The sequence below is a fragment of the Leisingera sp. ABM4_101 genome (genome assembly GCF_056158725.1).
Genome location: NZ_JBSWTV010000002.1, coordinates 2,014,751 through 2,035,746, shown reverse-complemented (window position 1 = coordinate 2,035,746; position 20,996 = coordinate 2,014,751). Strand labels below are relative to the sequence as shown.

Annotated in this window: 20 protein-coding genes and 1 pseudogene; 9 read left to right on the top strand and 12 right to left on the bottom strand. The window is 64.2% G+C overall.

Annotated features, from left to right (window positions below; all coding sequences use genetic code 11):
- Positions 1-152 precede the first annotated feature (152 nt).
- Positions 153-1,436: a sulfite dehydrogenase gene (soxC, locus tag ACXAEK_RS10945; RefSeq protein WP_475041882.1), complete on the top strand. Its 1,284-nt coding sequence runs from the start codon at positions 153-155 to the stop codon at positions 1,434-1,436.
- Positions 1,423-1,956 carry a c-type cytochrome gene (locus ACXAEK_RS10940; RefSeq protein WP_475041880.1) on the top strand — a complete coding sequence of 178 codons (534 nt, stop codon included), beginning with the start codon at positions 1,423-1,425 and terminating at the stop codon, positions 1,954-1,956. The genes soxC and ACXAEK_RS10940 overlap by 14 nt, the downstream gene beginning before the upstream one ends.
- 27 nt (positions 1,957-1,983) lie before the next feature.
- On the opposite strand, the gene ACXAEK_RS10935 is transcribed toward ACXAEK_RS10940, so the two are convergent.
- The 3 genes from ACXAEK_RS10935 to ACXAEK_RS10925 all read right to left on the bottom strand — a co-directional run bounded on the left by ACXAEK_RS10935 (position 1,984) and on the right by ACXAEK_RS10925 (position 4,216).
- Positions 1,984-2,742: a nuclear transport factor 2 family protein gene (locus ACXAEK_RS10935; protein WP_475041878.1), complete on the bottom strand. Its 759-nt coding sequence runs from the start codon at positions 2,740-2,742 to the stop codon at positions 1,984-1,986.
- Positions 2,743-2,816: 74 nt separating this feature from the next.
- Complete coding sequence (locus ACXAEK_RS10930) at positions 2,817-3,617, bottom strand: alpha/beta fold hydrolase (RefSeq protein ID WP_475041877.1); 801 nt, start codon at positions 3,615-3,617, stop codon at positions 2,817-2,819.
- Complete coding sequence (locus tag ACXAEK_RS10925; RefSeq protein ID WP_475041875.1) at positions 3,614-4,216, bottom strand: DsbA family protein; 603 nt, start codon at positions 4,214-4,216, stop codon at positions 3,614-3,616. Before ACXAEK_RS10925 ends, ACXAEK_RS10930 begins: the two co-directional genes overlap by 4 nt.
- 107 nt (positions 4,217-4,323) lie before the next feature.
- Here ACXAEK_RS10925 and ACXAEK_RS10920 point away from each other — a divergent pair, with 107 nt between their 5' ends.
- Complete coding sequence (locus ACXAEK_RS10920) at positions 4,324-5,346, top strand: ribose-phosphate pyrophosphokinase (RefSeq protein WP_475041874.1); 1,023 nt, start codon at positions 4,324-4,326, stop codon at positions 5,344-5,346.
- A gap of 78 nt (positions 5,347-5,424) precedes the next feature.
- On the opposite strand, the gene ACXAEK_RS10915 is transcribed toward ACXAEK_RS10920, so the two are convergent.
- Entirely contained in the window at positions 5,425-5,922 is a 498-nt protein-coding gene (locus tag ACXAEK_RS10915; RefSeq protein WP_475041872.1) for a DUF2938 domain-containing protein, read from the bottom strand.
- Between the two features lie 154 nt (positions 5,923-6,076).
- Here ACXAEK_RS10915 and ACXAEK_RS10910 point away from each other — a divergent pair, with 154 nt between their 5' ends.
- On the top strand, positions 6,077-6,514 hold the full coding sequence (locus ACXAEK_RS10910; RefSeq protein WP_475041871.1) for a helix-turn-helix domain-containing protein: 438 nt from the start codon (positions 6,077-6,079) through the stop codon (positions 6,512-6,514).
- Positions 6,515-6,618: 104 nt separating this feature from the next.
- Positions 6,619-7,641 carry a hypothetical protein gene (locus ACXAEK_RS10905; protein WP_475041869.1) on the top strand — a complete coding sequence of 341 codons (1,023 nt, stop codon included), beginning with the start codon at positions 6,619-6,621 and terminating at the stop codon, positions 7,639-7,641.
- Between the two features lie 14 nt (positions 7,642-7,655).
- On the opposite strand, the gene ACXAEK_RS10900 is transcribed toward ACXAEK_RS10905, so the two are convergent.
- Positions 7,656-8,006, bottom strand: a complete 351-nt coding sequence (locus ACXAEK_RS10900; protein WP_475041867.1) for an H-type lectin domain-containing protein — start codon at positions 8,004-8,006, stop codon at positions 7,656-7,658.
- A gap of 369 nt (positions 8,007-8,375) precedes the next feature.
- Here ACXAEK_RS10900 and ACXAEK_RS10895 point away from each other — a divergent pair.
- The 4 genes and pseudogenes from ACXAEK_RS10895 to ACXAEK_RS10880 form a co-directional block, all read left to right on the top strand.
- A pseudogene (locus tag ACXAEK_RS10895) lies at positions 8,376-8,852 on the top strand (protoglobin domain-containing protein); the annotation flags it as partial.
- A 39-nt stretch (positions 8,853-8,891) separates the two neighbouring features.
- The gene (locus ACXAEK_RS10890) at positions 8,892-9,872 is read left to right on the top strand and encodes a methyl-accepting chemotaxis protein (protein WP_475045247.1); all 981 of its coding nucleotides are present in this window, start codon (positions 8,892-8,894) and stop codon (positions 9,870-9,872) included.
- 239 nt (positions 9,873-10,111) lie between these two features.
- Positions 10,112-11,584: a Na+/H+ antiporter NhaC gene (nhaC, locus tag ACXAEK_RS10885; protein WP_475041865.1), complete on the top strand. Its 1,473-nt coding sequence runs from the start codon at positions 10,112-10,114 to the stop codon at positions 11,582-11,584.
- A 67-nt stretch (positions 11,585-11,651) separates the two neighbouring features.
- Positions 11,652-12,668 (top strand): GlxA family transcriptional regulator, encoded by a 1,017-nt coding sequence (locus ACXAEK_RS10880; protein ID WP_475041863.1) that lies wholly within the window; start codon positions 11,652-11,654, stop codon positions 12,666-12,668.
- 267 nt (positions 12,669-12,935) lie between these two features.
- Here ACXAEK_RS10880 and ACXAEK_RS10875 read toward each other — a convergent pair whose 3' ends face one another.
- The 7 genes from ACXAEK_RS10875 to ACXAEK_RS10845 form a co-directional block, all read right to left on the bottom strand.
- Positions 12,936-14,153, bottom strand: coding sequence for a PAS domain-containing protein (locus ACXAEK_RS10875; protein WP_475041862.1), 1,218 nt, complete (start codon positions 14,151-14,153; stop codon positions 12,936-12,938).
- A 115-nt stretch (positions 14,154-14,268) separates the two neighbouring features.
- Entirely contained in the window at positions 14,269-15,855 is a 1,587-nt protein-coding gene (locus tag ACXAEK_RS10870) for a methyltransferase regulatory domain-containing protein (RefSeq protein WP_475041860.1), read from the bottom strand.
- A 230-nt stretch (positions 15,856-16,085) separates the two neighbouring features.
- Positions 16,086-16,499, bottom strand: a complete 414-nt coding sequence (locus ACXAEK_RS10865) for a F0F1 ATP synthase subunit epsilon (RefSeq protein WP_475041858.1) — start codon at positions 16,497-16,499, stop codon at positions 16,086-16,088.
- A 58-nt stretch (positions 16,500-16,557) separates the two neighbouring features.
- Positions 16,558-17,982: a F0F1 ATP synthase subunit beta gene (gene atpD, locus ACXAEK_RS10860; RefSeq protein ID WP_475041856.1), complete on the bottom strand. Its 1,425-nt coding sequence runs from the start codon at positions 17,980-17,982 to the stop codon at positions 16,558-16,560.
- A 21-nt stretch (positions 17,983-18,003) separates the two neighbouring features.
- A complete protein-coding gene (locus tag ACXAEK_RS10855) occupies positions 18,004-18,879 on the bottom strand; it encodes a F0F1 ATP synthase subunit gamma (protein ID WP_475041854.1) in 876 nt (291 codons plus the stop codon).
- Between the two features lie 14 nt (positions 18,880-18,893).
- Positions 18,894-20,432: a F0F1 ATP synthase subunit alpha gene (atpA, locus tag ACXAEK_RS10850; protein WP_475041853.1), complete on the bottom strand. Its 1,539-nt coding sequence runs from the start codon at positions 20,430-20,432 to the stop codon at positions 18,894-18,896.
- Positions 20,433-20,993: a F0F1 ATP synthase subunit delta gene (locus tag ACXAEK_RS10845; RefSeq protein ID WP_475041851.1), complete on the bottom strand. Its 561-nt coding sequence runs from the start codon at positions 20,991-20,993 to the stop codon at positions 20,433-20,435.
- Positions 20,994-20,996: the final 3 nt, after the last annotated feature.

The following is a 20,996-nucleotide window of genomic DNA, read 5'->3' as shown; positions in this document are numbered from 1 at the left end:
AGCAGCGGGCCGCCGTTAATCCACTTCCGCCCTCTGCCCTCCCCCTCCTGCTGCAGCGGGTTTTGTGATAAGATTGCGGCAGCAGCGGGTGGCAAGACCCGCGTCCTGGGGCCCTGTGCGAGCAGCAATTGCCAGCAAGGGAGGGGACATTCATGACACGATCCGACATTGACGGCGCGGCGCTGGACTATGCCGCGGGCGGCGGGCTGCTGAGCCGCCGGATGCTGCTGGCCTCAGCCGCTGCGGGCGGCGCCGCGGGGCTGCTGCAGCCGCGTATAGCGCGGGCAGAGGCGGAGATCCCGGAATGGGCCAGGACTGCCGGGGCGCGGGCGCGCGGCTATGGCGCGCCTGCCGCGGCGGAGGCATCGGTGCAGCGCGCCATCATCGAGCCCTGGCAGGATGTGGCGCCGGCCTTCAGCCTGTCGGGCACGCCGCATCACCGCTTGCGCGGCACCCTCACCCCCAGCGGGCTGCATTTCGAGGTGCATCACGGCGGCCGCCCGGACATTGACCCGGCGCGCCACCGGCTGATGATCCACGGGCTGGTGGAGCGCCCGTTGCAGTTCGGTCTGGAGGCGCTGGAGCGCTATCCGATGGTGACCGCAACCTATTTCCTGGAATGCGCCGGCAACAGCCTGTTCAACGCGGTGATGCCGGAACCGATGCAGGCAAGCTGTGACATGCTGCATGGGCTGGTGTCGAACACCGAATGGACCGGCATTCCTATGCGCGTGCTGATGGAGGAAGCGGGCGTCAGGCCCGGGGGCAAGTGGGTGGTTGCCGCCGGCGCCGACGGGCCGAGCCTGGCGCGCTCGATCCCGATGGAGAAGGTGATGAGCGACGGGATGCTTGCGCTCTACCAGAACGGCGAGCGGATCCGGCCCGAGCAGGGCTACCCGATGCGGCTGCTGCTGCCCGGGTTCGAGGGCAACATGAACATCAAGTGGCTGACCAGCCTGTGGGTGACTGAGGCGCCAGTGCATACCAAGGATGAATTGGGCGAATACACCGAGATCCTGGCGGATGGTTCCTCAGTCCAGTTCACTTTTGGCATGGGGGTGAAGAGCTTTATCACCCACCCTTCCGCCACCATGACGATGAGCGGACCCGGGTTTTATGAAATCTCCGGGCTGGCCTGGACCGGGGCGGGCAAGGTCGCCAAGGTTGAGGTCTCAGCCGACGGCGGTCAGAGCTGGGCCGAGGCGGCGCTGGCCGCACCGGTGCTGCCGCAGGCGCTGACACGGTTCAGCCTGCCCTGGCACTGGGACGGATCGCCCTTGGTGCTGATGAGCCGCGCTTGGGACGAGACCGGCGCGGTGCAGCCTGCGCGCGCGGACTGGAAGGCGCGCTATCACGCGTCGAACTTCCTGCATTACAACGCCATCCAGCCCTGGCAGATCACAGCAGAGGGAGCGGTTCAGAATGTCTATCTTTAAACTCACAGCCTTAAAACCAGCAGCCGCCGCCCTGCTGCTAACCGCCGCCGCCGCCCGCGCCGAAGGGCCGGGGCTGGGGCAGCCCTTGGAGGCTGCGGATATTCCGTTTTACGCCACTTATGTGACACCTGAGGGCGCCGGCCTGCCTGCGGGCAGCGGCACCGCGGCACAAGGCGCGGCGATCTATGCTGCGAAATGCGCGGCCTGCCACGGCGCGACGGGCAGCGAAGGGCCGGTGATGCCGCCGGTTGGCCCCAACGATGTCTGGGCCAAGCCCGCGGGCCGCTATTGGCCCTATGCCACCACGCTGTTCGACTACATCCGCCGGGCGATGCCGCTGGAGGCGCCGAAGTCGCTGAGCGACGACGAAGCTTACGCGCTGGCGGCCTATATCCTGGAGCGCAACGGGGTGATTGATGCGGACACCGCGATGACGGCAGAGACCCTGCCCGCGGTGCAGATGCCGAACCACGGCAATTTCCTGGACGTCTGGACCAGGCAGGGAGCGAAACCCTGGTGAGGACGGGCCGGGCTTAGGGTCAGTGCCTTAGAACTTGCCGTTGTCGTTCTTCCATTCGCTGCGAGGGGGGATGGCCTCGATGGTGTCCCAGTGTTCGGCGATCCTGCCGGCCTCGATACGGTAGAGATCGTAGAAGCTGGTGTGGACGCCGCCGAGATGGCCTTCGCAAGCGCAGAGCACGAAGTTGCCCTCTGCCAGCACCCGGTGGAGCTGCTGGTACTGGATCGCGGGTGTGCCGTTCTGCGTTGCCGCGAGGGCGTCGCGCAAGGCGGGCAGGCCGTCGGTCAGGTCCGGGTTGTGCTGGATGAGGTCGGCGCGGACATAGTCCGGCAGCAAGTCCAGCTGCCGCTGGATCAATACATTCTCAGTATAGCTGCGCGCGAGGACGCGGTTGTCTTCGGTCCTGTCCAGGTTAGTGATTTCAGTGGTGCCGTCCTGCATCCCCCGCCCCGAGGGGTTGGGGCCGCGCAAAGGCTGGATGTTGTCCCAATGCTCGACGGCCTTGCCGTCCTCAAAGCGGAACACCTCAAACGCCGCGCGCAGGGAGGAGAAATCATATTCGATATGGGCAAAGGCGAAATCGCCATCTTCGAACACCCGCTTGAAGGTGACGCGGGGCGAGGTCTTGGCGAGGCGGTCAAAGAGCACCGCCAGCCCCTCGCTGCCCTCATGGGTCTGCGGGTTGTGCTGGATGTATTTCGCCTCGTTGACGACAGCGGCGGAGGCCGGGTCGCCGGTCTCCAGCCCTTTGAGGAGGGTTTTCAGCAAGTCCTTCTTAGATGCCATCTGTGCGGTCTCCCTTGCTGCTGGTGCCGGTCTATCCTGCCCTGGCTGCGGCCGCGGCGCAAAGGCTCAATGGGTCAAAGCGGCTGCCAGAAACCGCGCAGCAGCGCAGCGGTTTCCGCCGGGTGCGTCACCGGCAGCATATGGCCTGCGCCGGGCAGCACCGTAGCGCGGGCATCGCCCAGGCGGCGGGCCAGGCCCGCGGCGATGGTGGCCATCACCGGCGGGCTGTCCGAGCCGGTGATCAGCAGCACGGGCATGGCTACGGGGGCCAGCGCGCCCGGCACCAGGGTTTGATTTTCATCCTCGTATAGCGTGGCATGGCTGGCCGGGATCACCGGCATCGCGCGCATCATCGCGGTGCGCAGCTGGTCTGGCAGATCGGGCCATTTCGGCTCTCCCGGCCCCCAGAGGCGGTTGAACAGCCGGGTGGTCAGCTCCAGATCGCCCGCGGCCCAGGCGGCGTCGATGGGGCGGCTGTCCGCCTCTACCGCGGCCAGCAGCTCCGGCGCGCCGGCCCGGGCTGCCGCAAACAGGACCGGCTCGATCAGGGTCAGGCTGCGCACCAGATGCGGGCGGGCCATTGCCATGCGCAGGGCCACGGTGGCACCAAAGGAATGGCCCACCAGGTCCACCGGAGCGGTCAGCAGGTCCAGCCCTGCCTGCACGTTCAACAGCTGGTAGTTGCCCTGCCCGTCCCAGTCCGGGCTGCGGCCGTGGCTGAGCATGTCAAAACCGGTGAGGGTGATCTCCTCCGCCAGCTCCGCGGCCAGGCCGCGCCAGGCGCCGGAATGGGCCAGCGAACAATGCACCGCCAGCACCTGCCGCGGACCCTGGCCAAAGCTGCGGGCGAAGATCTCCTGAGGCTGGTCCTTCACGCCGCCTGCCCCGCCAGATGCGCATCCAGATCCGCCAGCCGGTCCTGGCCCCAGAACCGCGCCCCGTCCGCCGTCACCCAGAACGGCGCGCCGAACACGCCTGCGGTGACCGCATCCTCGAGGTTTTGCGCATAGGTCTCTGCGCCGGCCAGGAGGCCGCTGTCCGCCAGCGCGGGGTCAAAGCCGGCGCCCTCGAGGCAGGCGCGGATCACGCCGTCTTCGGCGATGTTCTTCTCCTCCGCCCAGCAGGCCCGCAGGATCGAAGAGACCAGCGCTGCCATGTCGCCGCCGCCCGCCTTCTGCGCTGCGATGATGGCATAAGAGGACGGTGCGGCATTGGTGGGCCAATGCGCAGGTTTCAGGTTGAGCGGCATATCGAGCTTGGCGGCCTGCCGCTGCATCTCGATCAGCCGGTATTCCTGGCGCGAGGGGTGGCGCTCTCCCGGGAGCTTTCCGCCGGTGCGGGAGAACAGCGTAATGATGTCCAGCGGCTTGCAATTGACTGTGGCGCCGTGGCGGGCGGCGATCTCCCAGGGCCGTGTACCGGCCAGGTAGACAAAGGGCGACAGGGTTGAATAATAGAAATCCACAGCAGTCATCGGTTGTTTCTCCCGCTAATAACTTTGCGTGAAGGTATGTGCGTGCTAAGCGGGGTTCAATATCACGAATTTGACACATAGCCATTGCTGCCTGGGGATATCAGCCAATGCCGACCTTGAACGAACCCAAGCTTATTGCTGGGAACGCCAACCTCCCTCTTGCCCAAGCCATCGCCCGCCGTATGAGCATGCACCGCGGTGTCGACCAGGGGCTGGTGGACGCCCGCGTCGAGCGGTTCAATGACGGCGAGATCTTCGTCGAAGTCTATGAGAACGTCCGCGGCGAGGACATGTTCATCATCCAGCCGACCTCGAACCCGGCCAATGACAACCTGATGGAGCTCTTGATCATCGCCGACGCGCTGCGCCGCTCCTCGGCCCAGCGGATTACCGCGGTGATCCCCTATTTCGGCTATGCCCGCCAGGACCGCCGCACCAAGGCGCGCACGCCGATCTCGGCCAAGCTGGTGGCAAACATGCTGACCGGTGCCGGCATTGAGCGGGTGCTGACCATGGACTTGCACGCGGCGCAGATCCAGGGCTTCTTCGACATTCCGGTGGACAACCTTTACGCCAGCCCGATCTTTGCGCTGGACGTGAAGGACCAGTTCAAGGACCGGATGGACGAGCTGATGGTGGTGTCGCCCGACGTTGGCGGCGTGGCCCGTGCGCGTGAGCTGGCCAAGCGCATCAGCGCGCCGCTGTCGATCGTCGACAAGCGCCGCGAGAAGGCTGGCGAAGTGGCGGAAATGACCGTGATCGGCGACGTGAAGGACAAGATCTGCCTGATCGTAGACGACATGTGCGACACCGCCGGCACCCTGTGCAAGGCGGCTCAGGTGCTGCTGGACAACGGTGCCAAGGAAGTGCACGCCTATATCACCCACGGCGTGATGAGCGGCCCGGCGGTGGAGCGTGTCACCAATTCGGTGATGAAATCGCTGGTGCTGACCGACTCGATCCAGCCGACCGACGAGGTGAAGGCCGCGCCGAATATCCGCATCGTGCCGACCGCACCGCTGTTCACCCAGGCGATCCTGAACATCTGGCACGGCACCTCGGTGTCGTCGCTGTTCGAGGACAAGACACTGGTTCCGATCTACGAGAGCCTTTATTCCAACGGCGGCTGAGACAGCCCCGGTTTCCAAATCTGAGAAAGCCCCGCAGTTTGCGGGGCTTTTTGCTGCCGCCCTCCCCCGTGCCGGCGCTTAGCCCGCAGGCGCTGCAGCAAGCCATTGTGCCGACAGCCACAGCCCGGCCCCGAACGTCAGATGTGTTGCCAGGCTTTTCAGCCGGGCCTGGTTCGGGGCCGGCGTCCGCCGCGCCGCCAGGCCTGCACCCATGCCCGGCTGCAGGATCAGGAACGGCGCCGCCAGTGTCAGAACACCAAATGCCAGGGCCGGCATCAGGCTGGGCTCCTCGAGCCAGGCCTCCCCTGTTGCCGCCAGAAAAACGGCTGCAAACAGCATGCCGGTCAGGTAGTGCGCCCCCCAGCCGATCAGCCGCTCGCCGCGGACCGGCGGGCTGGCCGTGATCGGGCGATGGATCAGACGCCCCCGGGCAGCATGGCCCAGCCACCTCCCCGCCATCGCATAATCAAGCGTCTGCAGCGACAGCAGGTGTTTCTGGACCAGCGTCCCAAGGTCCATCACCGCCGTTGCACCCGCACCTATGAGTAACGCATTGATAAAGAAAGCACTTTCCATGCCAACCCTCCGTCTTCTTCTGATTGGGGCTTCACGCCTGAGAATGGCCTACAACTTTAAGTCCGCTTTAAGTCAAGCCTGAATGCAAGGGCCGCCTTGCCTGCACGGCCGCGGCATGTCAGCCTTGCGCCTTGAAGCTGGCTTGAGGTGTGGAATGAAGGCACTGGATATCGCAGAGGTGGCGGAGCAGTCGGGCGTCGCAGCCTCTGCCCTGCGCTATTACGAGGATCTGGGGCTAATCACCTCGATCGGGCGCAAGGGGCTCAGGCGGCAGTTCGGGCCGGAGGTCCTGCTGCAGCTGGCGCTGATCACGCTGGGCAAGGCGGCCGGGTTTTCGCTGCAGGAGATTGCCGGCATGTTCGGCAAGGATGGCCGCCCCGATCTGCCGCGCGGACAGCTGCATGCGCGCGCCGATGGGCTGGAGGAGCAGATCCGGGAGCTGTCCGTTCTGCGCGACGCCCTGCGCCATGTGGCGGACTGCCCGGCGCCCAGCCATCTGGAGTGCCCCAAGTTCCAGAAGCTGCTGCGGATCGCCCCGCGGACGGGCAGCCGGGCGGGCATCCGGACCGGCAAGGCGCGGGCCGCGACCTGACTGCTGCGCTGATGGGGGAAATCAGGACTGGTTTCACCGCCCTGCCCGGCTAGTCTGAACACCGTGCTGCCAGTTTTCTGTTAAGACCCAGGAAGGATTTTTCCATGTTCACGGTTTCGATTTCCCGCAAGACACTTACCTGCGAAATGTCAGAGGCGCCCAAGGGGCACAAGTTCCTGAAGCCGGTCGAAATGGCCTGCAAGATCGAGATGGATCTGGGGGTTGCCCCGTCGAAACCCGCGGCAAAGGCGCTGAGGGACGGGATGGACAAGGCCTTCAATGCGCTGGTCAAGGCGCGCTCGGCCAATTTTCTGAAGCAGCTGAACGGCGATATCGCGGCGCTGGGGGCAGTGATCGAAAATGACGGGATGGACAGCGCCAAGGCCTCGAAGTTCCTGCAGGACGAGGAAAAGAACATCAAGGCGCTGTGGGAGAACTGGAGCCAGCGGGTGGCGCCCAAGATGGCGGATCAGGTGCTGGTGGAGATCGTCAAGAAGGCCCGCGAGCCGGAGCTGAAGAGCCTGCAGAAGCAGAAGATCAAGACGGTGGGCCGGGTGACGGTGGTGCCGGTGCTGGCGATTGCCTCGGCGGTGGCGTCGGCGGTCACAGGCAATGTGGCGGGGGTGGCCTCAGCCGCGCTGAAGGGCGCCAGTGCCAGCATGAAGATGAAGGAGGACCTGGCAAAGGCGCTGAATGCCTATGACACCGAGCTGGGGGCGGCCAAGCGCGATCTGGCGGCGGTGGCCGATGCGCTGAAGGGCGTGGCAAAGCGGATCAAGGCGATGGAAGCGCACCGGAAGTCCTCGGAGATGGCGGTAGCGCAGCTGACCGCGGAGCAGCGCAGCCTGAAGCGGGCGCTGAAGCAGGTCGAGGACAGCGGCGGCAAGGAGGCGGGCGGGCTGCAGAAGCAGCTGGACGCCAATGCCGCCAAGGTGCAGGCGCTGGTCAAGGACTGGCCGGACAGCGCCGCCATGCGGGCCGCGCTGGCGCGGATGGCCGAGGATCACAAGGCGATGGTGCAGGCCCTGGGCACGGTTGCGGCCGGCAGCGCCAAATCGCTGCGCGATGCCCGCGACCTGACCGACGGCGGCAAGGAAATCCTGAGCGTTCTGTCGAAGCTGACCTGAGCGTAGAAAGGTCCCTAGTCCACATCCCAATCATCAGCGTGGGGCAGCGCTCCGATGGCCATCCAGGCGGCGCGCAGGCGGGCGGCGCGGCTGTCGGCCCAGGTGCGGAAGACGATGTCGAAGCCCTGGCAGGTGACATTTTCCGCCACCAGCTCTGCCCGGATGGCGGCAGAGGTATCCATATCCCAGAGCGACACCGAAACCTGCACCGCGGGCGGGCTGGCAAAGGTTTCGCGGAAGGCCACCGCGCGGCGCCGCTCGCGCGGGCCTGCGCCGGTCCACATCACCCCGCCGTCCTCGAAATCCGAGAACACCTCAATATCCCCCTGGTCAACGCCGGTACGGGGGTTGCGCAGTCGTTTCATCCCTAGCCTCAAGCTTGCCGCCTGGGCGGACGTTGGCCGATCGCAGCCAAAGACGCCAGCCCGGACGGGTAGGACGGAGCCATTCTGCGGCTGCGGTATTGAAGATCTGCATCACTGCGGCCCTGGTTCCGGAGCGGGGCGAATCGCCCGGCGCCGCCGGCCGCCGCCGGGACCACCCCAACAACCTGAGGCCGAGACGCGCAGCCCTAGAGGGTTTTGAAGTGGAAATGATTCCCGGAATGAGAATCTTTAGCCTGAATAAAAGTTAGAAAGTCAAGTCAAAACAGCTCTGCAACGGATTGTTAACGGCTGATCACCCGACAATGCACGGATTGACCCTTTTGGAGGCCCCGTTTGGAGATTTGCAGCATGAGTGCGCATGGTACTACACAGACGATTTCGAAATTCGCCCTGGATGGAGACCAGAAAAAAGACCTGGAGCGTGCCGGCGCTTTGGTCGGGCCGAAACTGGACCAGGTGCTGGACTATTTCTATGCCTTTGCCAAATCGGATGAAGAGGCGTCCGGGTTCTTTCGCAGCCAGGACACGCTGGATCATGCGCGCGGTGCGCAGAAGCGGCATTGGCAGCTGCTGCTGAGCGGCGAATTCTCCGACGAATATTTCAAATCCGCGGATACCATCGGCCGGGTGCATTTCCGCATCCAGCTGCCGTTCGACCTGTATCTGGCGGGCTATGCCCGGGCGACCTCCTATATTCAGGAGGTGCTGTCGCAGCAGTTCGGTGCCGCCTATACGCCGATGGGGCGCAAACGGATGGTGCGGCTCTTGGGGGCGCTGAACCGCGCCTTTGCGATGGATACCTATCAGGTGATCGAGGCCTATTTCGCAGCCCAGCGCGAAGAGCAGGAGACCGCCTTCCGCTATATGACCGAGGGCATTCAGCGGATGTCTGCCCGCGACCTGACCCAGCCGATCCCCAGCCCGGAGGAAAGCGATTTTCCGGCCCGCTATAATGAGGTGCGGAAGTCCTTCAACACCCTGATGGGCAGCATGGGCAGCGTGATCGGCACCATTCAGGACTCGGCGGCCAATCTCAGCAGCTCTGCCGGGGAGATTTCGGATGCTGCCGAAGATCTGTCCAGCCGGACCGAGACCCAGGCCGCGACGCTGGAGGAGACCGCCGCCGCGGTGGAGGAGATCACCGCCAGCATGAAGCAATCCTCGGACGCGACCGCAGAGACCAGCACCCTGGCATTGGAGGCGCAGGGGAACGCAGAAGAAGGCATGGCGGTTGCGTCGGATGCGGTGGAGAAGATGAATGAAATCTCGGCCTCTTCCGCCCAGATTTCGCAGATCATCAGCGTGATTGATGACATTGCCTTTCAGACCAACCTGCTGGCGCTGAATGCCGGGGTGGAGGCGGCGCGGGCCGGCGAAGCGGGCCGCGGCTTTGCGGTGGTTGCGTCCGAAGTGCGGGCGCTGGCGCAACGGGCGGCGGTTTCGGCCAAGGAGATCAAGGATCTGATCAACGTCAGCACAGGCCATGTGGAGGCAGGTGTCGAACTGGTGAGCAAGGCCGGCGAGGTGCTGGACCGGATTGTCGGCGATGTGAAACGGGTGACCGAGCTTTCGTCCGGTGTTGCCTCCTCGGCGCAGGAGCAGTTCACGGGGCTTTCCGAGATCAACACCGGCGTGTCGCATATGGACAGCGTCACCCAGCAAAACGCTGCGATGGTGGAACAGACCACCGCTGCAACCGTGACCATGCGGCAGGATACCCAGGTGCTGGCCGATCTGGTGCAGACCTTCCGGGTGGCCGGCGCGGCGACTGCCGCTGCAGCCGCAGCCCCCATGGCCGGGGACTGGGAGCATGAGACGGCCGGCCCGGAGGCCTCTGCCGCCTGACACCCCTGCCCCGCTGCCCCAGGGCTGCGCCGCCGTTGCCCGGCGGCGCCGTTGGGTCCGGCCGCGAGCGCCCGCAGCCTTCCCCGATCGGAAACTTTTCCCGAATCCGACCCAACCTCCCCCATCTGTCGCAAATGCTGAGTTTTCCGGCGCGCTGGCATCGAGTCCCGGGCGCTGTTCTCTGGTCTTTGGCTGCATCCGCCTGAGACAGGCGATCAGACCCAAGGGAGGAGAAGCCCATGTCACCATCTGATCCGAACACAGTCAAACCCGGCCTGGGGATGGCGCTGCTGCCCATCGTGCTGACGCTGGCCGTTCTGGGGGTTCAGCTGTTCTATTTCGGGGATTTCACCCCGCATATCCCGCTGGCCATCGGCATTGCCATCACCGCGCTGGTCGGCCTGAAACTGGGCCACAAGTGGGACAACATCGAGGAAGGCGTGTTCCACGTCATCAATATCTCGCTGCCGTCGGTGTCGATCCTGATCACAGTTGGCATGATCGTCGGCATCTGGATTGCCAGCGGCACCGTGCCGACGCTGATCTATTACGGGCTGAAGATCCTGTCGCCGGAGCTGTTCCTGGCTGCCGGCATGGTGCTCTGCTCTATCGTGTCGGTGTCGCTGGGCACCTCCTGGGGCACCGTGGGCACCGTCGGTCTGGCGCTGATGGGGATCGGCGCGGGCTTTGGCATTCCGATGTACTGGACCGCAGGCGCGGTGGTTTCAGGTGCCTTCTTTGGCGACAAGATCTCACCCTTGTCGGACACCACCAACCTGGCCCCGGCGGTAACCGGCACCAACCTGTTCGACCACATCCGCAACATGCTGCCAACCACCGTGCCGTCGATGCTGATTGCGCTGGTGATCTATCTGGTGGTGGGCTTCACCCTGATCGACACCTCGCAAGTCTCTTTTGAGCGGATCGACGCGATCACCGCGGCGCTGGACAAGGCGTTCTGGATTTCGCCGCTGATGCTGCTGCCGGCACTGCTGGTCATTGTGCTGGCGGTGAAGAAGCAGCCGCCGATCCCGTCGCTGTTTGCCGGTGCGGTTGTCGGCGGCATCATGGCGATGGCGTGCCAGGGTGCGGGCCTGCATGAGACCTTCACCTTCGCCAATAGCGGCTATTCCATCGACACCGGTGTCGCGGAAATTGATCCGCTGCTGAACCGCGGCGGTATCCAGTCGATGATGTGGACCATCTCGCTGGTGCTGCTGGCGCTGGGGTTCGGCGGCGCGCTGGAGCGGACCGGCTGCCTGCAGGCGATCATCGAGGTGATCATCGCTCGGGTGAAGAGCTTTGCCGGCATCCAGACTTCGGCGATCCTGACCTCGGTGGCGACCAACACCGTGGCAGGCGATCCGTATCTGTCGATTGCCCTGCCGGGCCGGATGTATGCGCCGGTTTACCGCGGCATGAAGTATTCGCCGCTGAACCTGTCGCGCGCCATTGAGGAAGGCGGCACGCTGGTATCGCCGCTGATCCCCTGGAACGCAGGCGGTGCATTCGTAATCTCGGCGCTGGCGCTGGGGATTGCCGACGGCAACTTTGAGAACCTGTTGTACATCCCGCTGGCCTTTGCCTGCTGGCTGTCGCCGCTGATCGGCATCTTCTATGCGATGACCGGGCTGTTCTCGCCCAAGGCCAGCGAGGATGAGATCGCGGCCTGGGAAGACAGCGGGGAGCCGGTGGCCGAACTGCGCGCCTGATCCCCCTCGCGCGCCGGAGCCTCCCCTCCGGCGCGCATTCCGATGTGATTTCTGTTAGGTTACCAATATGCATCCGCGCAGCTTTGTCCCGAAGGGTGCGGCCAGTTTCCGGGTTGAATACGACGGGCCGCCCAAAGACATTTATTTCCTGCTTCTGCCGAAGCTGACCATGCTGGCCTTCAGCGCCGCGGTGGAACCCCTAAGGATCGCCAATCAGGTGACCGGCAAGGAGCTGTACCGCTGGTTCCTGATGAGCGAGGACGGCGCGCCGGTACCCTGCTCCAACGGGATCGGGATCAATACCGATCTGGACCTGGAGGACCTGCCGCGCGGCAGCTTTGCCTTTGTCTGTTCCGGCATTGAGCCGTCGGACAGCACCGGCCCCCGGACGCTGGCCTGGATCCGGCGGCAGAATGCCCATGGCAGCCAGTTCGGCGGCATCTGCACCGGCGCCTTTGCCCTGGCGCAGGCAGGTATCCTGCAGGATCAGCGCTTTACCCTGCATTGGGAGAACCAGCCGTCGTTCTCCGAGTATTTCCCGGGGCTGGAGCCAAGCGCAAACCTCTATGAGATCGACAGGGGGCTGATGACCTGCGGCGGCGGCAATGCGGCCACTGACATGATGCTGGAGATGATCGAGACCGATCACGGCAAGGATCTGGCGGTGATCGTGTCGGACATGTGCATCCACTTCCGCTCCAACAACCGCGAGGCGCTGCAGAAGTCGGCCTATTCGGTTGCTCTCAGCAGCCGCAACCAGCATCTGATCAACGCCATGCAGTTCATGCATGACACCATCGAGGAGCCGGTGGAGATTGGCATGGTGGCAGAGCAGGCGCAGATTTCGCGGCGCCAGCTGGAGCGGCTGTTCCAGCGCTATGTCGGCACCTCGCCGGTGCAGTTCTATATCGACCTGCGCGTGGGCCGGGCGCTGGCGCTGTTGAATGAGACCAATATGACGGTGGCAGAGATTTCCGCCGCCACCGGGTTCAGCAGCGCAACCCAGCTGTCGATCCGCTTCAAGAAACGCTACGGGCAGTCGCCCGCCTCCTTCCGCAAGAGCTGGGCGGAGAAGACGGGTTAGGGTCAGCCCCCCTTTTTCCTGCACTGCTGGTGCGCGAACGGCAAGAAAGCAGTGGTTTTGAGCGCGCCGGGACTGGCGGTGTCAATTCCAAGCGGTCAAAGCCGCTGCTGTGCAGCGGTTCACGCGTCCGCAGGATTTGCCTGATTTTGCCCCTGAACTGCGTTACAGTTCCTTGAAATAGAACCACTATTTCCGCGGAACTGTGCCTGGTCAGGAACAAAATCAGACAAACCAGCGGTGCAGGATAAAGGAGGCCTGACCCTAGGGTCAGGCCTCTTCGCTGGCGAGGGCGGTGCTGAGTTCGGTGATCTTTTCCAGCCGCGCGGAGATCCGGTCCTGGAACAGGCCCAGCTCATCAATGATCGAGTTCAGCGCCTCCCCGACATGGCCCAACCGGGCGCATTCGATCTTGCACAGCACCCGGGTGGTGGTCAGCGCCATGAAATGCCGGTGCAGGGTCAGGCAGGCCTTCTGGATACGGTCGGCCTCGAACCGGACATCCTGCAGGCTGGCGCGGGCCTTGCCGTTCTGATCATCGGTCAGCTGCCGCAGGATCGCCTGCTCGCGCTGGATGTCGACACCTGCGGCGGCGTCTTCCTGTTCCAGCTGGTGGCCGCATTCGGTCAGGATCCGGGCCAGGCCTTCGACGAAGATGGCCGCCGTTACCGTCCCCTTGATGGCGCGGAAATTGCTGTTCTTGCCCCAGACATGCGCCTCGAACCAGCCGGACATTTCCCGCGACATGGCGCTGTAGTTCTGGGACAGCACCGTCACTGGCCCGCCCGCCGGTTCGATCCGCGAGGCAATGACCCGCAGATTATGGGGAATGGTGCGCATGGATTCAAACTCCTGCACCAGCGCCTCTGTCTCCTCCACCAGCTGGCCGGCCGTGGCGTGCATGGCGCGGCGTTCAGCCAGCCGGGCATCGGCCGGGCGGCGCAGGCCTGCGTCGCGGGCCAGCAGCTCCTCTGCCAGGGCATGGCCGGCAAAATCGCTGTAGGTGGCAAAGCCAAGCTCCTGCAGGCGGGCCAGCAGCAATGCGGCGCCGTCCTGCGGGCATAGCCCCTCTGCTTGCTCTGCCTGGCGCAGGCGGCTGTATTCCTGCTCCACCGTCTTGAGCAGCGGGCTGGCGGGTTTGATGCGCGCCGAGAGGTAGCCGCCTTCGCAGGGAGTGACGACGGCAAAAACCCAATAGAAGCTGCCGTCGCTGGCGCGGTTTTTGACATAGGCGCCGACAGTGCCGCCGGCCTTGATCGTATCCCAAAAGAGCTGGAACACGGCGCGGGGCATGTCCGGGTGGCGGATGATCTTGTGCGGCGCGCCCAATAATTCCTGCAGCGGGTATTTGGCGACCCGGCTGAACACGGCATTGCCGGCCAGGATCACGCCGCGGCTGTCAGTGCGGGAAAAGAAGACTTCGTCCAAGGCAAAGGGGGCTTCCTTGCCCCGGGAAGGCGCGGTCAGCGTGCGGTCTTCGAAAGACACGTTTCAGTTCCTGTCGTGATTGTCTCGTGCGCCTACCTGTTTACGCGCCACTGCTTTTCAAAATCCTAATGAGGGGCGGAGCACGCATGATTTCCGCCCCCTTAAAAGCTGGCCGTCAGGCCGCCGCTTCCTGTGCCTTCTGCTGCTGGGCCGGCTCTTCCAGGGTCAGGCCCAGGCTGATGCACAGCGGCAGCCGGCGGGCCGCGAAATTGCCCGCGCGGGCGCGCAGCAGGGCAATGTTTTCCGCATCGGTTTCCAGCACGCGCCCCTCGTGCTGCAGCCGCTGGCCCTGCGGTGCCAGGATGCGCCAGGCCAGATCGGCCCAGTCTGCCGGGGTTTCCAGCCCCTCGCTGCGGGCCAGCAGGAACAGCTGCTCCAACCGGTCCAGCTCTACCCCGCCGCCGGTGACGGGCGAGGCCAGGAAGCGCAGGGTGTCGCTGTCCTCTGCCCGTTTGCAGACGGCCAGGTTGAAGGCGCGGCAGGCGGCGGCGCGGTCTGCTAGCCCCTCCTGCGGCGGGCAAGGGGCGATGCAGCCGGTGCCTGCCAGGATTCGCAGCATCCGGGCGATGCTGCCCCAGTCCATGGCGCCGAACACCCCCTGGTCCAGCAGCGCACGCACGGTCGCGGGCCCCTCTGCCAGGGCCTGCAGCACGGGGGCGTATTGATCCTGCTCCAGCGGGATCTCCTGGCCGCGGTGGTGGAATTTCAGCGCGCCGCCGCCATAGGGGCGCGTCAGGGCCAGCGGCGTGGCAAACCAGGCGCCGATTTCACCGCGCGGCGTGTGGGCCAGGCGGCCCTTGACAAAGATGTCGGTGCGGAACTGCTCATTCAGCAGCACATCGCGCAGGCCTTCACGGCGGTCCGGGTCGGGTTCGCTGTCCAGGAGCGCCTGCTGCTGCGGCGTGAAGCGGATGCAATCCAGGTTGTCCAGCGGGTGCACGGAGCCCGCAAAGTTCAGCTTGGCCTGCGCCAGCTCTGCCGCCAGGTCCTCGAAATAGAAGGGGGTCCAGTCCTTATTGAAATACTCATGCGCCAGGTAGTTGGCGGGCATGGCTCCCATATGCTCCAGCCGGGCGGCGGCAGAGGGATTCTTGGCAAAGAAGCCGGCACCGGCCCCGGCCAGGTCCTTGGCAAAGGCCATGGCATCGCTGATCCGCTCTGTCAGCGGGCCGCCGCCCTGTTCCGCCCGGCCGGCCAGCAGGCGGCGCAGCGGCATTGCCGTGGCCCAGCCCGGCTGCGCGTTGCAGCTGACATAGACCAGCCCGCCCGGCCGCAGCCGTTCGGAAATGAAGCGCAGGATATGCTGGCGGTTTTCTGCGGAAACCCAGCTGTAGACCCCGTGCAGCGCGATGATGTCGAAGGTTTCAGGCAGATCCGGCGTTTCGGCAAAATCCGCAAAGCTGCGTTCGTGGAACTGCATGTTGGCAAGCTCCGCCTCCGCTGCCAGTTCACGGGCGCCCGCGATATGCGAAGGGCTGAAATCCATCGCGTGGAAGTCGATATGCGGGTTGGCCGCGGCCAGCAGATTGGCCGAGAACCCCTGGCCGCAGCCCAGCTCGCAATAGCGGAGCCTGCCAGTGTCCAGCCCGTGCCTGTGCCCCTGGCTCATCGCGCCGAACTGCAGCAGGGCGGGCGTCAGCTGGCTGTGGAAGTCATAGGTGTAGTCGATGCCGGCGACATAGCCGGAAGTCCAATCGGTCACGGGGGCTCCTGCAGGTTGGAAACACGTCATGCAGGGCAATTTCGGAAAATTTGGTGAGAATAGGGTTAATTTCGCTCTGCCCGAAAAACCGATCACCCGAACGTGACGCCGCAGGGCTTGCAGCCGGAGTTTTGGCATAAGTCCGGCCAGGAACACGCTTCCCGCCTTCCCCAAAAGAAAACCGGCCCCCATCGGGAGCCGGTTTCAAAATCGTCCAATCCGCGGCTGGATCAGAGGGACATATGGGTGCCAAGGGCTTCCATGTCGGCGAGCAGCTTGGCTGCGTCCTCAACCAACCCGTGGGGCTGGTCTTCCTCTTTTGCGGTCTTGTACATCTCGCGGGCTTCCTCGATCAGCGTGTTCATCTGATCGCGGGTCATCTCGGCCATCGGGATCGCGCGTTCGGCCAGAACCGACAGGCTGTCGCCTGCGATTTCGGCAAAACCGCCGGTCACCAGATACTCCGAGTTACCTTCCGGGCTTTCGACCTTCAGCACGCCGGGGCGCAGGGTGGTGATGGTCGGCGCGTGCTGAGGCATCGCCGTCATGTCACCCTCGGCTCCGGGGATCTGAACCGCGCTGGCCTGCAGCGAAGCCAGGCTCCGCTCGGGGCTGACGAGGTCGAATTGCATCGTTTGTGCCATTGGGGCCTCCTTTCAGGGTTCCCCTGCCCCGCCGAACGGCGCAGGGGAAAATCCGTGCTTAGGCGGCTTCCGCAGCCATCTTTTCGGCTTTGGCCAGCACTTCGTCGATGCCGCCAACCATGTAGAAGGCGCCTTCGGGCAGGTGGTCGTATTCGCCGGCCACAACCGCCTTGAACGACGAGATGGTGTCTTCCAGGGAAACCTGGACACCGTCGGAGCCGGTGAAGACCTTCGCAACGTCGAACGGCTGGGACAGGAAACGCTGGATCTTACGCGCACGCGCAACGGTCAGCTTGTCCTCTTCCGACAGTTCGTCCATGCCGAGGATCGCGATGATGTCCTGCAGCGACTTGTAGCGCTGGAGGATCTGCTGAACGTCGGAAGCCACTGCGTAGTGCTCTTCGCCAACGATCTGCGGGTCCATCAGGCGCGAGGAGGAGTCCAGCGGGTCCACAGCGGGGTAGATGCCGAGCTCGGAGATCGCACGGTTAAGAACGGTGGTCGCGTCCAGGTGGGCAAAGGTGGTTGCCGGTGCCGGGTCGGTAAGGTCGTCCGCGGGAACGTAGACGGCCTGGATCGAGGTGATCGAGCCGTTCTTGGTCGAGGTGATGCGTTCCTGCATGGCGCCCATGTCGGTTGCCAGGGTCGGCTGGTAGCCCACAGCCGAAGGAATACGGCCGAGCAGAGCCGACACTTCGGAACCGGCCTGGGTGAAGCGGAAAATGTTGTCCACGAAGAACAGAACGTCGGTGCCGGACTGGTCGCGGAACTGTTCGGCCAGGGTCAGGCCGGTCAGTGCAACACGGGCACGGGCTCCCGGAGGTTCGTTCATCTGACCGTATACCAGGGCAACCTGGGATTCTTCCAGGTTGTCCGGCTTGATCACGTTGGATTCGATCATTTCCCAGTACAGGTCGTTGCCTTCACGGGTCCGTTCGCCAACACCGGCGAACACGGAGTAGCCCGAGTGCACCTTGGCGATGTTGTTGATCAGTTCCATGATGAGAACGGTCTTGCCCACGCCGGCGCCGCCGAACAGGCCGATCTTGCCGCCTTTGGAGTAAGGCGCCAGCAGGTCGATCACCTTGATGCCGGTCACCAGAACTTCCGACTCGGTCGACTGTTCGTTGAACTCGGGTGCAGGCTGGTGGATGGCGCGGGTCTCGGATGCGTTGACCGGGCCCTTTTCGTCCACAGGCTCGCCCACGACGTTCAGGATGCGGCCCAGGGTGGCATTGCCGACCGGGATCGAGATCGGGGCGCCGGTGTCGGTCACTTCCTGACCGCGGACCAGGCCCTCGGTTGCGTCCATTGCGATGGTGCGGACGGTGTTTTCGCCGAGGTGCTGAGCCACTTCGAGAACCAGGGTCTTGCCGTCGTTCTCGGTGTTCAGTGCGTTCAGAATTGCGGGCAGGTGGTCGTCAAACTGGACGTCCACAACGGCGCCGATGATCTGAGTCACCTTGCCTTTTGCTTGTGCCATTTGTTGGTCTCCGGTTGTCTCTTAGAGCGCCTCAGCGCCCGAAATGATTTCAATCAGCTCATTGGTGATCACGGCCTGGCGCGAGCGGTTGAACTGGATGGTCAGCTTGTCGATCATGTCGCCCGCGTTGCGGGTTGCGTTGTCCATCGCGCTCATCCGCGCACCCTGTTCGGATGCACCGTTTTCCAGCAGGGCGGAAAAGATCTGGGTCGCCACGCCGCGCGGCAGCAGGTCCGCCAGGATCTGCTCTTCGCCGGGCTCGTAGTCATAGACGGCGCCAGTGCCTTCGCCTTCCGATGCCTCGAAGGACGCCGGAATGATCTGCTGTGCAGTGGGGATCTGGGTCACGACGTTGACGAACTCCGCGTAGAAGATCGTGGCAACGTCGAATTCACCTGCGTCAAAGCGGGTGAGGATCCCCTTGGCGATGTCCTGCGCGTTGGCATAGCCAACCCGTTTGACCTCGCTCAGGTCCACATGGCCGATGAAGTCATCGCCAAGGTCGCGCTTCAGGGCGTCGCGGCCCTTCTTGCCGACAGTCAGAATTTTGACTGTCTTGCCCGCGGCCTTCAGCTCAGCCGCCTTTTGGCGGGCGAGCTTGGCAATGTTCGAGTTGAAGCCGCCGCACAGACCGCGTTCGGCGGTCATCACGACAAGCAGCTGGTTCTGGTCGCTGCCGGTGCCGCGAAGCAGCTTGGGCGCTGACTCGCTGCCGCCGACCGAGGCCGCCAGCCCTGCCATCACGGCATTGAACCGCTTGGTGTAGGGACGGGAGTCCTCAGCAGCTTCCTGGGCGCGGCGAAGTTTCGCCGCGGCCACCATCTGCATGGCTTTAGTGATCTTGCGGGTCGATTTGACCAACTCGATCCTGGTTTTAAGGTCCTTAAAACTCGGCATTGCCTCGTCCCCCCTTAAGCGAAGCTAGCGGCGAACTCGTCCAGCGCAGCCTTTACCTTGTCAGCCAGCTCGTCCTTCACCTTACGGTCGTTGTTGGTGATGTCGGCAAGCAGGTCGGCATGTTTGCCGCGCAGGTGGCTCAGCAGGCCGGCCTCGTAGCGGCCAACGTCCTTGACGTCGACTTTGTCGAGGTAACCGTTGGTGCCGGCGAAGATGACGCAGACGATTTCAGCGTTGGTCAGCGGCGAGTACTGGGCTTGCTTCATCAGCTCGGTCAGACGGGCGCCACGGGCCAGCAGCTGCTGGGTGGCGGCGTCCAGATCGGAGCCGAACTGCGCGAAGGCAGCCATTTCGCGGTACTGGGCCAGCGACAGTTTAACCGGGCCGGCAACCGAGGACATCGCCTTGGTCTGGGCCGAGGAGCCAACGCGCGAAACCGACAGACCGGTGTTCACGGCGGGGCGGATGCCCTGGTAGAACAGTTCGGTTTCCAGGAAGATCTGGCCGTCGGTGATCGAGATCACGTTGGTCGGAATAAACGCGGACACGTCGCCGCCCTGGGTTTCGATGATCGGCAGCGCGGTCAGCGAGCCGGCACCGAAGTCCTCGTTCAGCTTGGCCGAACGCTCCAGCAGGCGGGAGTGCAGGTAGAAAACGTCGCCCGGGTAGGCTTCACGTCCCGGCGGACGGCGCAGCAGCAGCGACATCTGACGGTAAGCAACCGCCTGTTTGGACAGGTCATCATAGATGATCAGCGCGTGGCGGCCGTTGTCGCGGAAGAATTCCGCCATTGCCGTTGCGGCGTAGGGTGCCAGGAACTGCAGCGGTGCCGGGTCGGACGCGGTTGCGGCCACGACGATGGAGTATTCCATCGCGCCGGACTCTTCCAGTTTCTTCACCAGCTGGGCCACGGTGGAGCGCTTCTGGCCAACCGCGACGTAAACGCAGTACAGCTTCTTGCTCTCGTCGTCGCCGGCGGCGTCGTTGTAGGACTTCTGGTTCAGCATCGCGTCCAGAGCAACGGCGGTCTTGCCGGTCTGACGGTCGCCAATGATCAGCTCGCGCTGGCCGCGGCCGATCGGGATCATCGCGTCAACCGACTTGAGGCCGGTTGCCATCGGCTCGTGAACCGATTTACGCGGGATGATGCCCGGTGCCTTCACGTCAGCAACGCCGCGGGTGACGTCTTCGATCGGGCCCTTGCCGTCCAGCGGGTTGCCCAGGCCGTCAACAACGCGGCCCAGCAGGCCGTTGCCGGTGGGCACGTCCACGATGGAGTTGGTGCGCTTGACGGTGTCGCCTTCTTTAATGTCACGGTCAGAGCCGAAGATCACGATACCGACGTTGTCGGCCTCGAGGTTCAGCGCCATGCCCATGATGCCGCCCGGGAATTCGACCATTTCACCGGCCTGAACGTTGTCGAGGCCGTAGACGCGGGCAATACCGTCACCGACGGACAGCACGCGGCCGATTTCTGCCACTTCGGCTTCTTGACCAAAATTCTTGATCTGGTCTTTAAGGATCGCAGAAATCTCTGCTGCTTGGATACCCATTTATCCGACCTCTTTCATTGCATTCTGTAGGGAGTTGAGCTTGGAGCGGATCGAGCTGTCGATCATCTTCGAGCCCACTTTAACGACAAGACCGCCGATGATGGAGGCATCGACGGAAGCATTGATGGTAACTTTCTTGCCCACGCGCTCGGCCAGGGTTTTGGCCAGCTTTTCGCTTTGGGTCTTGGTCAGCGCCTTGGCAGAGACCACTTCGGCGGTCACTTCGCCGCGGGCATCGGCCAGGCGGGCGCGCAGCGCCTCGATCAGCGCAGGCACCACAAACAGGCGGCGCTTGTCGGCCATCAGAGCCAGGGTATTGCGCAGGACGGGATCGAGGCCCATCTTGTCTGCCACCGCGGTGATGGCGGCGCCCTGCTCTTCGCGCGACACGAGCGGCGAGTTGATCAGGCCGTTGAGGTCGTCGCTGCCAGCCAGCGCGGCTGCCAGGTCATTGATGCTGGATTCAAGGCTGTCGAGCGCCTTGTTTTCTTCCGCGATGTCGAACACCGCCGTGGCATAGCGCGCAGCAATGCCTGCAGAAATCGAAGCTGGTTCGGACACGTC